The organism is Vibrio paracholerae (genome assembly GCF_037672085.1).
Lineage (GTDB): Bacteria > Pseudomonadota > Gammaproteobacteria > Enterobacterales > Vibrionaceae > Vibrio > Vibrio cholerae.
The window spans coordinates 915577-929286 of record NZ_JBBHLM010000002.1 but is presented as its reverse complement, the minus strand read 5'-3'; the positions used below and the strand labels follow the sequence as shown (position 1 = coordinate 929286).

The window sequence follows — 13710 nt, the reverse complement described above, 5'->3', positions numbered from 1 at the left end:
TTCAATAAAATTGGCAATACTATAATTTGGCTTTTTTTGTTCGAGCTTCAGGATGGCTTTCCAACGGCGGGATAGATTCTTTACCTGCCAGTTTATTTTGCAAAGACATCATCAATTCCGCTTCGGCTTTGGGCAGTTCGCACTCTTGGATGAGTTCATTGAGATCGGCACCGAGTTGCACCATCTTACTGGCACGAGTGTACAAACGCGCATCCGCGTCAGTATTTTCCAGCTCAAGTAAACGCTCATTGAGATGGCGAATGATATCTCGTTGCTCACTGACTTTTTGTCCGAGCCCGACCATCACCGAACGCACTTCAAGCAGTTGTTTGTTGGATTTCTGCAGCTCACGATCCAGATTGCGAATTTGTTGGCGCAAGGTTTCACTTTGACGATGCTGACCACGTTTAAGACGCCACAATGCCAGCATGATGCACAAAACAACAAAAACCGACCCTCCTGCGATCACAGGAGGGGTTAACCAAATCAAATCAACCATTACATATGAGCCATTTCGTCCCATTCTTCATCGGTCAGGAACTTGTTCAGATCCACCAGAATCAGTAGTTTGCCATCACGATTGCTCACACCTTGGATAAATTTCGAGCTTTCATCGGTGCCCACACTTGGGGTTGAGTCAATTTCTGATGAACGTAGGTAAACCACTTCGGCCACGCTATCTACCAGAATACCGATGACTTGGCGTTCTGACTCAATCACAATGATGCGGGTATTGTCAGTAATTTCGCCTTGCATCAAACCAAAACGTGAACGAGTGTCGATAACCGTCACGACGCTACCACGCAGGTTGATAATACCTAATACATAGTCAGGCGCTCCCGGTACAGGAGCAATTTCGGTGTAGCGCAGTACTTCACGTACCTGCATTACGTTAATGCCGTACGTTTCTTCTTCCAATTGGAACGTCACCCATTGAAGTACTTCATCGTTCGACTTTTCTTTTCTGACTTTCACTTCATTCGCCTGAGACATACCTTTCCCTCTCTGAGTCGTTTCCGACACCCAATGTTTTAATTTTCCAGTGCTTTTACATCAAGCCCTGCATTAAGCATAGCTATCAATGCTTGAACATGGATCAAAGCGCACATTTTTTCTTTCACCATGCCCGCGAGCCAAGGCCGTTTACCGACTTGCTCACGCCATCGCACTTTTTCTGTACTGAGTAACTCTGTGCCCATGAGTTGAGTGCTGGCAAGTCCCCACGCACTTTCTCCCAACATCACAATATACTGATAAGCTTGCTTATAACTCTCATCATGCAGCTTCTCAGCCATTACCCATTTTGCTGTATCAACCACATCAAGTTGTGAATCTCGATTGGTTTGTAAGCCTAAATACCAAGCCGGACGACCAATTAAATGGTTAAGTGTGGTCATACGATGAATCCCACCTAACTCATCGAGTGGCACTGCGAAAGTGACACCATTGACATCAAAATAGAGGACTTGGAAATCTTTTTCACGGATCGTGTTGGTCCAAGTGCCCAGTTTATTGCGCCCAGCTTGTGTTTCTGGAACGGCTTGCGCCTCAACAACAGGTACCTCAGATACAGGTTCCTCGATGCTGGTTTCTATCGCAATTTCACGCTCTGCCTCAGTATCCACAGACTCTGGTTCGAAATCGTATTCAATAACAATCTCTGGCGTCTCGATGTCCGGCTCAACATAGCTGGTTTCGATTTCCCACTCTTGGATCTCTTCAACAACGCTACAGGGCTGAACAACGGGGTCGATTTTAGCGATTTTAGCCGTGTTTTCTTCGAGAATCTGCTCCAGATCCAGATCGGCTACTGGATTACTCGATTCCAACTGGCTGAGCAAACGCTGCACATCTTCAAGATTAGGCAGCTCAAGCTCTTCAATTTCGGCATCAAAATAACTTTTATTTGGCACAGACTGGATGGCAGGAGCCATCTCCCACACCGGTTCAGGCTTGAGAGTGGACTCAAATTCGGCCGTTTCTTCATCCAGTAACGCCGTAAAATAATCGTTCAGCGCTTGTTCGCTGGATATCAATGCACTACTCATCGATAGCGAGCCTCTCTAAGAAAAGCAGAAGCTGCTTATAAGCGAAAACGCCACGGCTCCCCTCTGCAAAATGCGAAGCGGGGAGTCGCTGTAAACTGGCATCACGAAATTTGGTATCAATCGGTACTGCAGAGGTCCAAACTTTGTCTGGATAGTCCTTTTTCAGTTGATTCAATGTCTGCAACGAAGCGCGCGTTCTCTTATCGTACATGGTTGGCACGATAGTCACTTTAAACTCACGACTGCGCGATTTCTGCATAATTGCCAATGTGCGCACCATACGTTCCAGACCTTTCATCGCTAGAAATTCGGTTTGCACAGGAATAAGGATACGATCGCTGGCAGCCAGAGCGTTAACCATCATGACCCCCAGAATAGGTGGACAATCAATCAGTACATAGTCATAAACATGACGCAGCGCGAGCAGTGCACGTTTTAAAATCAGCCCCATCCCACTGCGATTTCCCATAACGCGATCCAGTGTCGCAAGAGACATATGGGCAGGGATCAGATCAATACCTTGAATATCAGTATTTAAAATCAGAGATTTAACGGAAGCTTCGTTGTATTCTCGTAACTGGAACAGGTCGAATAAACTGGCTGGCACACCATCAGAATCATATCCTAGATAGGTGGTCAGTGAGGCATGTGGATCAGTATCGACCAGCAGGACACGCTTACCTTGCTGGCTTAATAAGCCCGCCAATGTAATCGTTGTGGTGGTCTTTCCTACCCCACCTTTTTGGTTTGCTACACTCCAAACGATCATTGAGGTTCCTTAGGCGAGCCCGACTTCTACCAACATACGCTCTGCGATTCTCTCCAGCGGTAGATCTTCCGTTGAAATTCCTGCTTTAGCGACAGCTTGTGGCATGCCATACACGACACAACTGTCTTCATCTTGTGCCCAAATGGTGGCTCCTGCTTGTTTCAGCATCCGCGCACCTTCACGTCCATCCGCACCCATTCCGGTCAAAATCATGGAGAGTACTTTGTCACCAAAGATTTTTGCCGCGGAGCCAAAAGTAACATCCACACACGGTTTATAGTTCATGCGCTCGCCACCGTCGACAATGCGTAGGCGAGCTGAACCGGGTCGACCATCCAGCATCATCTGCTTACCGCCAGGGGCTAAATAAGCGACACCCGGACGCAGCATATCTCCATCTTCCGCTTCTTTAACTTCAATTTTGCATAGCGAATTGAGACGGCTAGCAAAAGCAGCCGTAAACGTCGCAGGCATATGTTGAATCAACACTATGGGATGCGGGTAGTTAGCAGGCAGCTTAGTTAATATTTTCTGCAAGGCTACAGGTCCACCGGTTGAGGTTCCTATTGCGGTCAACTGGTATTTTTTACCCGAAGCCTTAAAACGAGTCGCTGCCGCAATCGACATTGTGGGGCGATTTCCCACAGGGGCAGCTGTGCTCGCTCGTTCTTGGTTGAGTGAAGGAGTGGTTGTTGTGACCGAGGTTGGAGCAGGACGAGCGACCGCTGGACGACGTAAAAACATCTTTTTCGACGCAATAGAAAGCACACGCTGCTGTAACAGTGTGACGGCTTCATCTCGGTTGCGCGCGATATCTTCAAACTTCTTAGGTAAAAAGTCTAACGCGCCAGCATCCAGTGCATCCAATGTGGCTTTTGCGCCATCATGGGTCAATGAAGAGAACATCAAAATGGGCACTGGATTGTTTGCCATGATCTCTCGGACAGCAGAAATCCCGTCCATGACGGGCATTTCAATATCCATAGTGATCACATCTGGCTTGAGTCGAGTGGCCTTTTCTACTGCCTCTTTCCCATTTACAGCAACATCAATGACTTCTAAGCGCGATTCGGAGTTGATGATTTCACTCACGCGACGACGGAAAAAACTCGAATCATCAACAACTAATACTTTAATCGCCATGTTTATCCTTATCATTTTTTACCGGTCAGACTCGAGACCCTGCGGCATAGCTCTCAAGCAAATTTGGCACATCCAAGATTAAGGCAATATGGCCGTCACTAGTAATGGTTGCACCAGACATACCTGGAGTGCCCTGTAGCAATTTATCAAGTGGTTTAATTACGACTTCTTCTTGGCCAATTAAGGTATCCACAACCAGACCAACACGCTGACTGCCAATTTGTACAATCACTACGTGTCCATGTCCTTGGCGAGGGTGTATTTTGCCTTTCTTCGGTGATAACCAATTTTGTAAGTAGAAAAGAGGTATTGATTTCTCTCGCACTATGATTGTCAGTTGTCCATCAACCACATTCGTACGACGCAGATCTAAGTGGAATATTTCATTTACGCTTGCTAGCGGTAGTGCAAATGGATGATCAGCAACACCAACCATTAAAGTGGGCAAAATGGCCAGTGTCAGTGGTACTTTGATAGTGATTCTCGTACCTTTGCCCATTGTTGAATCGATATCAATTGCACCGTTAAGCGTATTTATCGCCGTTTTTACCACATCCATCCCTACACCACGCCCAGAAATATCGGTGATCTTCTCTTTACTAGAGAACCCCGGCATAAAAATTAGGTTAAAGCATTCTTTATTGGTAAGTCGGTTCGCGGCATCTTCATCCATTATTCCCCGTTTAACGGCGATACCACGCAGCTTGTCGGGATCCATACCTGCACCGTCATCTACGATAGCTAACTGTATGTGATCTCCCTCTTGTGAAGCAGACAAAATCACTTTGCCTGTACGAGACTTGCCATTTTTAGCGCGCTCATCAGGCATTTCGATACCGTGATCAACTGAGTTACGTACCAAGTGGATCAAAGGATCGGCTAGCGCTTCAACAAGGTTTTTATCGAGATCGGTTTCTTCACCACGTAACTCAAGATCAATTTCTTTATTTAAGCTACGCGCCAAGTCACGAACCACGCGAGGGAAACGCCCGAACACTTTTTTTATCGGTTGCATACGCGTTTTCATCACCGCGCCTTGCAAGTCGGCAGTAACCACATCTAGGTTAGCCACCGCTTTAGACATCTCTTCGTCGTTACTATTCAGGCCAAGGCTCAAGAGTCGGTTACGTACCAGAACCAACTCACCCACCATGTTCATGATGATATCAAGTGTTGAGGTATCGACCCGAACAGTTGATTCAGCTTGGGCTTTCTTAGCTCCGCCGCCGGCTGCGACTTCGCGAGATTCATCAGAATCTTTTACCACAGGCGGAGCCGGAGCTTTTGCTGGTGCTTCTTTAGCTACAGCAGGTTTTGCCGCTACAGGTTTAGCTGGAGCGGCAGGTTTTGCTGCTGGCTTAGTTGTAGAAGCACTCGCCTCGGCGGATGCCTTGGTGTCAGCAGAGGCAGGGCAAGATGCCACTTGACGATTCGCCATTTCAAGCTCTTCTACCGATGGGCCTTTGCCTGAACCATGTAGCTCATCCAGCAGTTTTTCAAACTCTGCATCCGTCATTAAGTCATCGCCACCGGGCGCTGATTTTGCAGCTGCAGGTTTCGGTGTCTCGGTCGCTTTAGGTGTCGATGATGTTACTGGTGCAGCAGGCGCTACAGTCTCAATCGATGGGGCTTTGCCTTTACCATGCAGTTGATCGAGTAGCTTTTCAAACTCATCGTCTGTGATATCACCGTTGAGATCAGAACTGGCTACCGATGCGGCTTTCGCTGGCGAAGAAGCGGGAGCTGGCGGAGACTGAGCCCCCGGAGCCTTGCCCTTACCATGCAGTTGATCAAGTAGCTTTTCGAACTCATCTTCGTTGATATCGTCGATAGAGCCTTTATCAATCACGCCACTGGATGAGCCTGCTGTAACCTCGACCTCAACATCGGGCGCAGCCTCTTCAACAACGTCCTCAACGACTTCTTCGATGATCTCTTCAACCAGCTCTTCTACTGGTTCATCAAAATGCGTTTCTGTAGCCTCATCTTCATCTTCAGAGGCAGGTCTACTTAAACGATGTAACTCATCGAGCAATTCAGGGTCGGCAGGTTGCAGTGGTTCACGCTCTTGTACCGCACGAAACTGTTCGTTAACGGTATCCAACGCTTTAAGCATAGTATCCATCAAGCTGGGAGAAACATGTCGCTGACCATTACGTAAAATGTCGAACACGTTTTCCGCACCGTGACAAGTTTCCACTAGCTCGGAGAGCGCCAAGAAACCAGCACCACCTTTTACGGTATGAAAACCACGAAATATGGCGTTCAATAGATCTCGGTCTTCTGGATTATTTTCCAGTTCAACGAGCTGCTCGGAAAGCAACTCCAATATTTCGCTGGCTTCTACCAAAAAGTCCTGCAGGATGTCGTCGTCTAATTCGTAACTCATAGATTACCCCTAAAATCCAAGACTCGATAACAAGTCGTCAACGTCGTCTTGAGATGAGACAGCATCAATTCGTTCGTGAGGATTGAGAATCGGTCCCTCTGGTTCTATTGATGAAACTGTCGCCTTGTCTGCTTTTTGTTCTTTTTGCGCCGCGCCAAAAACCGTCAGTATTTCAACTAAACGTTTTTCAACCTCATTGACCACATTAATCACACGTTTAATGATTTGTCCTGTCAGGTCTTGAAAGTCTTGAGCCATCAGGATCTCAGTCAATTCACCACGCAATTCACTGCTGTCGCCTTCTACTTGCGAGAGCAAGTCATCAATCCGGTGGCAAAGTGACTTGAAATGCATCAGTTCAATCCGGCCATTCATCAAGCCATTCCACTCAGGGCGAATCAACAGCAAGCTTTCATGTAGTTTGTCGGCTATCGGCATACAGCGATCCACTGCATCCATGGTTTTGTTCGCCGCGACTTCCGTTTTCTGTATAACGTATTGCAGTCTTTCTCGTGCGTCTGGAATTTCATCCGTCGCGATCTCACTGAAACGATCATCAATATGAAAATTTTTCAGCGATTCATGCAAATCCCTCGTTAACATCCCTATCTCTTTGAGCATAGGATTGTTGGTGGACTCATAGACATCCGTCAGCAGCCTATTAGCTTCACTTTGCTGTCCCTGTTCCAAAAGTTGCACGAGTTCTTTAGCCTGTTCTAATGAAATCATCCTGAATCAGCCTTTTGCGCGTGTGAATAGAGCACCTTTTGCCGCAGCAAAAGCCTTATAAACGCTCAAAAATTTTGTCTAATTTTTCTTTAAGCGTAGCAGCGGTAAATGGTTTTACGATGTAACCATTCACGCCTGCTTGGGCAGCTTCAATGATTTGCTCGCGCTTAGCTTCCGCAGTAATCATCAGCACAGGCAAATGTTTTAACTCTGCATCGGCACGGATATTTTTAAGCAAGTCAATCCCTTGCATTCCAGGCATATTCCAGTCTGTAACAACAAACTCAAAATCCCCCTTTTTGAGCATAGGCAATGCAGTGAGACCATCATCGGCTTCCTGCGTATTATTGAACCCCAGATCTCGAAGTAGGTTTTTAACGATTCGGCGCATTGTTGAAAAGTCATCAACAATAAGGATCTTCATGTTTTTATTCAAAATAGCCTCCACTGAATTTTAGGTCAGTGATATTTAGTCATTCCGAGTCCAAGAACTTAACTTTGTTCTTAGCCGCTGCATAGATTGGCTGAGTATCTGGCTGACGCGAGATTCACTAACTCCAAGTACCTCACCAATTTCTTTTAAGTTTAGCTCTTCATCATAATAGAGCGAAAGTACCAAAGCTTCACGCTCCGGGAGCGATTTTATTGATTCAACGAGTGCTTTACGGAAAGATTCTTCAGCGACACCGTGAAAAGGCGAGTTATCTTCCCCCTCTTCAAACGGTGAAATCGCGTCATCAGAAACACCGAGATCCTCTATCCCAACAATGCGTGAACAGTTAATGTCCATCAGCACGCTGTGATACTGCTCTAGTGACATGTTTAAAAACTTCGCCACTTCAGCATCCGTTGGATCGCGATTGAGTTCTCCCTCGAGCAGTGCAATCGCTTGACTGAATTCACGATTATGTTTGTGCACAGATCGCGGAACCCAGTCACCACGTCGGATATCGTCGAGCATAGCCCCACGAATCCGAATTCCGGCATAGGTTTCAAAGCTCGCGCCTTTACTTCCATCATAATTTTTTTGTGCCTCAAGCAAACCAACCATGCCAGCTTGAATGAGGTCTTCGATCAGAACACTGGGCGGGAGACGGCCAATCAAATGATGAGCGATACGCTTAACCAATACAGAGTACTTCTCAAGAAATAGCTGCTGGCTATTAAGATTTCCGTATTGATCGTATGTAAGCGCTTTATTCACCGAAAGGTTCCCCTACTGTTTCTGACCGATTAAGTAAGCGTTCAACGAAAAACTCCAAATGTCCACTTGGTGTTCTCGGTATCGGCCAAGTCAACGCTTTGTTTGCCAATGAGCTTATCGCCAATGCGGCTGGTGAGCGTGGATACGCATCAACCACGATTTTTTGTCGCTTCACCGCTTGGCGTACATTGTCGTCGAGTGGGATGCAGGCGACAAGTTCTAAGCTCACATTTAAAAACCGTTCTGTCACTAATGTTAATTTAGCAAATAATTCACGGCCTTCACGATAACTTCTCACCATATTAGCAACAATTTTAAATCGTTGAACTTGATGTTCTTTGCTCAGTAGCTTGATCAGGGCATACGCATCCGTGATTGAGGTCGGTTCATCACACACCACAACCACTACATCTTGCGCGGCGCGTGAGAAGCTCACCACCATATCTGAGATACCTGCCGCGGTATCGATGAGCAAAATATCCATCTCATCTTCTAACGTGCCAAATGCCCGAATCAGTCCCACGTGCTGAGCATGAGAGAGCTCGGTCATGGATTGCGTTCCTGACGTCGCTGGAATGATCCGAATACCATGTGGACCTTCGACAATGGCGTCTTTGAGCTCACACTCTCCGGCTAAAACATGGCCTAGGTTACGCTTAGGGCGAATACCGAGCATTACGTCAACATTAGCAAGGCCTAAGTCGGCGTCGAGCACCATGACTTTTTTGCCCTGTTTTGCCATACAGATAGCCATACCTAAGGTGACATTCGATTTCCCGACACCACCTTTGCCACCAGTGACCGAAATCACTTTGGTCACTGAAGGTTGGGTTAAGCGACGTAGGCCGCTTGCTTGGTCATATATCATTTTGTTTGTCATACCTGTCCGCCGCCTAGAATCTCTCTGAATCACTGGTCCAGTAATGAGGTTCATCTTCAGTCGACTTCTCTAGCAATTCGTTTGCCTTTGCGACCATGTATTTGGGTTGCGCGATTACGATATCTTCGGGCACTCGTTGTCCGTTCGCGATGTAAGCGACGGGCAACGCATTTTGTACAACCACGCTAACGAATTCGCCTAGGCTCAAACATTCGTCGAGTTTGGTCATAATGCATCCAGAAAGCGGTATCCTTCTGAAATGCTCAATGGTTTCTTGTAAGACCTTGCGCTGCGCGGTTGCAGGCAAAACAAGATAGCTGTGGATGGTCTCTCCGCTCTCTTGCATCAAGGTATCTAGCTGTTCTGACAACCGAACATCGCGTTGTCCCATCCCAGCAGTATCGACCAAAATCAGGCGACGATTACGTAGCTGATAGATTACATCGGCTAACTCGTTGGAATCTTTAGCAACTCTTACAGGACATCCCATAATTCTGCCATAAATCGACAATTGCTCATGGGCACCAATACGGTAAGTGTCTGTGGTCACCAATGCGACGTTGTCCGAGCCGTACTCCATCGCTGCACGAGCCGCCAGTTTAGCCACGGTTGTGGTTTTCCCTACACCGGTTGGCCCAAGTAAGGCAACCACGCCACCACGTTTTAAAATATCGTGTTTGACGACTGGGATTTGGTCGGAGACTAAACCTAACAATGCTTTCCATGCTTTAGGAGGAGGTGTTTCCTCTGGAATGTAGCAAGCCAATTGATCTGCCATTTCCAAAGAGACACCCATGCGCTCTAAGCGTTTAATCAACATGGCACGCAGTGGCTCACGGCGCTCAACTTCTTGCCACATTAATCCGGAAACTTGATGCTCAAGCAAACGGCGAATCGAGGTCATCTCTTCACGCATCGATTCTAATTCACTGACGGCGACCATCGGCTCTTCGGGCACTTTTCGATCATAACGAGTCGGATCCAGCCTAGGCTTACGGCGTGCATCGGCATCTTCTTGCAGCAACTTACCGAGCGCAGAGTCAGGGCGTTGACGCTCTGCACTGCTCTGATTACGTTGTGTCTGATTGCGTTGTGGCGCACGATTTTCTGACTGGCGCTTGAGCAGCGCAGAGAGCGAATCTTCGTTTTCCGCACGATGCTCTTGCTCATCTGCCGAGCTGTATTGCTTGAGCATATTAGCAAAGCGTTGAGTCATGGAACGGCCAGAGTCGGCACTCGATTGCAAACTGACACGATCATCCACCAGCTCTCTGCTCTTGGTCGGAGCGACCGAGGGTGAGACTTGGTTATAACCATGTCTAGGCTGCGAGTTGTAACGCTTGGCTGGTGCGGGCGCAGTATCGCCATCAACCGCTGCCACAATTTCGACCCCACCCGCGACTTTTTTATTCGACATGATCACAGCATCCACGCCCAGCTCTTCTTTGACCTGAAGCAGCGCAGTTTTCATATCCTTGGCAAAAAATCGTTTTATTTTCAAAGCAGATTTCCGTCTTTAAAAAACGTGCGGACGATTAATTACCCACGGCCTGCACAATTCGAATTTGTTTCTCATCGGGGATCTCCTGATAGGAGAGCACGCGAAGGTTGGGAATGGTGTTTTTCACAAACTTCGCTAGCGTTGAACGCAATACGCCAGATGTCAGCAATACTGCGGGTTCCCCTTTCAACTCCTGCTCTTGAGTGGCGTGGCTTAGCGCCATTTGCAGTCTTTCCGCCAGTCCCGGCTCAATACCTGCTGATTCACCACCCGAAGCTTGCATAGTTTGATGCAAAATTTGTTCCAGCTCCGGAATTAAGGTAATTACAGGCAATTCAGGCTCTACCCCATTGATTTCTTGGACAATAAGTCGTTTGAGTGAGATGCGCACCGCTGCAGTTAAAATGTCGGGTTCTTGACTCTTACTCGCGTATTCCGAAAGGGTTTGCACTATGGTGCGAATATCGCGGATAGGGATCGCTTCATGCAGCAAGTTCTGTAGAACTTTGACCACGACCCCCAGAGAAAGCTGATCTGGTACAAAGTTTTCCACCAGTTTGGGCGCGGAGCGCGAGAGCATTTCCAGCAGATTCTGAACTTCTTCATGGCCAAGCAGCTGTGCGGCATTGTTGGTCAATAGTTGACTAAGATGAGTGGCGAGCACAGTGGAAGAATCGACCACGGTATAGCCCAAAGCTTGCGCATGCTCACGCTGATCTTCCCGTATCCACACTGCATCCAGACCAAAAGCTGGGTCGCGAGTGCGCTCACCATCAATCATGCCGTACACTTGTCCCGGGTTAATCGCCAACTCTTGATCTGGCCGAATTTCTGCTTCACCCACGGCTACGCCCATCAAGGTGATGCGGTAACTATTGGGCGTTAATTCTAGGTTGTCACGAATATGTACCGGCGGAATAAGGAAGCCAAAGTCCTGCGACAGCTTTTTACGCACCCCTTTAACGCGTTCAAGCAGCTCGCCACCTTGATCTTTATCCACTAGGGGGATCAAGCGATACCCCACTTCCAAACCAATCACGTCAACCGGCTGTACATCATCCCATGACAGTTCACGTTGGGTCGGAGTTTCCACATCGCTCTTGGCGGGCAGATTTTTATTCTCCGCTTTGGTTTTCTGTTTACGGTGCAGCCAATACGCTGCGCCACTGGCCAGTAGCGCTAAAAACAGGAAGGCAAAATGTGGCATCCCAGGGACAATCCCCATAACGAACAGGATACCCGCGGTAATGGTGAGAGCTTTCGGGTTATCAAACAGTTGGAAGATAACCTGCTGCCCCATGTCCTCATCGGTATTTTGACGCGTAACCATAATCGCAGCGCCAATCGATAAAAGCAGTGATGGAATTTGGGCGACTAAGCCATCACCAATGGTCAACAGGATGTAGATTTCGATCGCTTCTTTGAAACCCAAATTATACTGGATCATCCCGATACTCAGGCCACCGATGATGTTGATAAAAAGAATCAAAATACCGGCGATCGCATCACCCTTCACAAATTTTGACGCACCATCCATCGAACCGTAGAAGTCCGCTTCTTTAGTGACTTCAAAACGGCGCACACGTGCTTGTTCTTGGTCAATCAAGCCCGCGTTTAAGTCAGCATCAATCGCCATCTGCTTACCGGGCAAGGCATCCAAGGTAAAGCGGGCACTTACTTCGGAAATTCGTCCCGCCCCTTTGGTCACTACCATAAAGTTGATGATCATCAGAATAAGGAACACCACCAAACCAACCGCGTAGTTCCCACCAATCACCACGTTACCAAACGCTTCGATAACGTTACCCGCCGCACCTGGACCTTCATGACCGTACAGCAAAACGACTCGCGTTGACGCAACGTTCAGTGCCAAACGTAGCAAGGTCGCGATCAGCAGTACCGTTGGAAACGCCGCAAAATCTAATGGCCTACGGGTATACACGGTGACCAGAAGCACCACTAACGACAGAGCGATGTTGAAAGTGAAGAACAAGTCGAGCAGAAAGGCTGGCATTGGGAGGACAACCATCGCCAATGCAGCCAATACCATGACCGGAGCACCGATCGCAGGCATGCTACGCTGTGGAATTGAAGGCAATTTGTCCGCAAATGGCAGTGTAAATTTCATAAATTTCTGGCTGTCACTGAAGGGTTAATCGGAACATCAAGGCTGCGCCGTAGCGATGCTATAACCAAACGACTTGGAGTTGCAGTTCGGCCGCCGTAGGAAAAACCCCATGAGTATAGACTCACTCTATGCTTGGGTGAACGAGCGTAACCAGCGCAGTTGCAGCTTCAAGTAGAAAACGTATATCGCGTTGATGCAATTTTCAGTCCATTCCCTACGTCAATTTTATGGCTATCTCAGTTAAGGCATCTCGCCTGAAAAAACAAAGCCTTAAAAACAACGAGAGCCGCAGGAGGCTCTCGATGTGCACGATAAATGATGGGGAAATAGGGTTACGGATGCACATTCCACAAAGGCTGTCCATTCTGCGCTATGGGGTCGTAATCGATACAAATCATTCCTGAAGTCGGGAACATGGGTGGAATCATATCGGCCACAAATTCAGATACCAGATACCCCACTAGCGGTAAATGTGAAACCAGCAACAAGGATTCGAGCTGTTCAACCTCAATCAAGGCCGATAGGTAATCAAATACTCGATCCGACTGGCCGTAGGGCGTGATGCCATCGCAAGTTTCCACTCTTTTGGCAGAGAAATGATCCGTGAGCAGTTCCCACGTCTGTTGAGCCCGTAAGTAAGGACTAACCAACACAAGATCGAAACTCTTCACGCCCCGTTGATTGACGCATGCGCGCGCGACAGCTTCGGATTCATGACGGCCTCGGTCGGTTAATGCTCTTTGTGCATCACTAGGGGCAAACTGCTGTGCTTCACCGTGACGCATAATATAAATCTTCATGTACACTACCTACGCTATGCAGTCTCTGGCTGCTTGGTTTTTTGATTATAACAGCAGTCTGAGCAAAGACTTCGACTTCGTTAACAGTCTATTAAAAAGCCAAGCGACAGACTAAACTG

At 47.7% G+C, this 13710-nt stretch carries 13 protein-coding genes; all 13 read right to left on the bottom strand.

The features are described 5' to 3' along the window. Positions 1-19 precede the first annotated feature (19 nt). Entirely contained in the window at positions 20-523 is a 504-nt protein-coding gene (flrD, locus tag R4537_RS09645; RefSeq protein ID WP_080483200.1) for a flagellar transcriptional regulator FlrD, read from the bottom strand. Further along, positions 499-993, bottom strand: a complete 495-nt coding sequence (locus R4537_RS09640; RefSeq protein WP_071177846.1) for a chemotaxis protein CheW — start codon at positions 991-993, stop codon at positions 499-501. The genes flrD and R4537_RS09640 overlap by 25 nt, the downstream gene beginning before the upstream one ends. Positions 994-1031: 38 nt before the next feature. After that, complete coding sequence (locus tag R4537_RS09635; protein WP_071177847.1) at positions 1032-2048, bottom strand: chemotaxis protein CheW; 1017 nt, start codon at positions 2046-2048, stop codon at positions 1032-1034. Further along, positions 2041-2817 carry a ParA family protein gene (locus R4537_RS09630; RefSeq protein WP_032476421.1) on the bottom strand — a complete coding sequence of 259 codons (777 nt, stop codon included), beginning with the start codon at positions 2815-2817 and terminating at the stop codon, positions 2041-2043. Before R4537_RS09630 ends, R4537_RS09635 begins: the two co-directional genes overlap by 8 nt. A 9-nt stretch (positions 2818-2826) precedes the next feature. Beyond that, a complete protein-coding gene (locus R4537_RS09625; protein WP_071177848.1) occupies positions 2827-3960 on the bottom strand; it encodes a protein-glutamate methylesterase/protein-glutamine glutaminase in 1134 nt (377 codons plus the stop codon). Between the two features lie 25 nt (positions 3961-3985). After that, positions 3986-6349, bottom strand: coding sequence for a chemotaxis protein CheA (locus R4537_RS09620; RefSeq protein WP_071177849.1), 2364 nt, complete (start codon positions 6347-6349; stop codon positions 3986-3988). 9 nt (positions 6350-6358) lie between these two features. Continuing rightward, a complete protein-coding gene (locus tag R4537_RS09615) occupies positions 6359-7078 on the bottom strand; it encodes a protein phosphatase CheZ (protein ID WP_071177850.1) in 720 nt (239 codons plus the stop codon). Positions 7079-7133: 55 nt separating this feature from the next. Next, positions 7134-7502 carry a chemotaxis response regulator CheY gene (gene cheY, locus R4537_RS09610; protein ID WP_033197405.1) on the bottom strand — a complete coding sequence of 123 codons (369 nt, stop codon included), beginning with the start codon at positions 7500-7502 and terminating at the stop codon, positions 7134-7136. Positions 7503-7547: 45 nt separating this feature from the next. Continuing rightward, positions 7548-8282 (bottom strand): RNA polymerase sigma factor FliA, encoded by a 735-nt coding sequence (locus R4537_RS09605; RefSeq protein ID WP_071177851.1) that lies wholly within the window; start codon positions 8280-8282, stop codon positions 7548-7550. After that, a complete protein-coding gene (locus tag R4537_RS09600; RefSeq protein WP_000182546.1) occupies positions 8275-9162 on the bottom strand; it encodes a MinD/ParA family protein in 888 nt (295 codons plus the stop codon). The genes R4537_RS09605 and R4537_RS09600 overlap by 8 nt, the downstream gene beginning before the upstream one ends. A 13-nt stretch (positions 9163-9175) precedes the next feature. Continuing rightward, positions 9176-10663: a flagellar biosynthesis GTPase FlhF gene (gene flhF, locus R4537_RS09595; RefSeq protein WP_071177852.1), complete on the bottom strand. Its 1488-nt coding sequence runs from the start codon at positions 10661-10663 to the stop codon at positions 9176-9178. A gap of 34 nt (positions 10664-10697) precedes the next feature. Continuing rightward, positions 10698-12791 carry a flagellar biosynthesis protein FlhA gene (gene flhA / locus R4537_RS09590; protein WP_071177853.1) on the bottom strand — a complete coding sequence of 698 codons (2094 nt, stop codon included), beginning with the start codon at positions 12789-12791 and terminating at the stop codon, positions 10698-10700. Positions 12792-13123: 332 nt separating this feature from the next. Next, on the bottom strand, positions 13124-13591 hold the full coding sequence (sixA, locus tag R4537_RS09585) for a phosphohistidine phosphatase SixA (protein WP_071177854.1): 468 nt from the start codon (positions 13589-13591) through the stop codon (positions 13124-13126). Positions 13592-13710: the final 119 nt, after the last annotated feature.

Bases quoted from the DNA above. Each gene is read 5' to 3' on its own strand.
- R4537_RS09635 (WP_071177847.1), bottom strand. From the start codon at position 2,048: ATGAGTAGTGCATTGATATCCAGCGAACAAGCGCTGAACGATTATTTT.
- R4537_RS09625 (WP_071177848.1), bottom strand. From the start codon at position 3,960: ATGGCGATTAAAGTATTAGTTGTTGATGATTCGAGTTTTTTCCGTCGT.
- sixA (WP_071177854.1), bottom strand. From the start codon at position 13,591: ATGAAGATTTATATTATGCGTCACGGTGAAGCACAGCAGTTTGCCCCT.
- flrD (WP_080483200.1), bottom strand. From the start codon at position 523: ATGGGACGAAATGGCTCATATGTAATGGTTGATTTGATTTGGTTAACC.
- R4537_RS09615 (WP_071177850.1), bottom strand. From the start codon at position 7,078: ATGATTTCATTAGAACAGGCTAAAGAACTCGTGCAACTTTTGGAACAG.
- flhA (WP_071177853.1), bottom strand. From the start codon at position 12,791: ATGAAATTTACACTGCCATTTGCGGACAAATTGCCTTCAATTCCACAG.
- R4537_RS09640 (WP_071177846.1), bottom strand. From the start codon at position 993: ATGTCTCAGGCGAATGAAGTGAAAGTCAGAAAAGAAAAGTCGAACGAT.
- R4537_RS09620 (WP_071177849.1), bottom strand. From the start codon at position 6,349: ATGAGTTACGAATTAGACGACGACATCCTGCAGGACTTTTTGGTAGAA.
- R4537_RS09630 (WP_032476421.1), bottom strand. From the start codon at position 2,817: ATGATCGTTTGGAGTGTAGCAAACCAAAAAGGTGGGGTAGGAAAGACC.
- R4537_RS09600 (WP_000182546.1), bottom strand. From the start codon at position 9,162: ATGACAAACAAAATGATATATGACCAAGCAAGCGGCCTACGTCGCTTA.
- cheY (WP_033197405.1), bottom strand. From the start codon at position 7,502: ATGAAGATCCTTATTGTTGATGACTTTTCAACAATGCGCCGAATCGTT.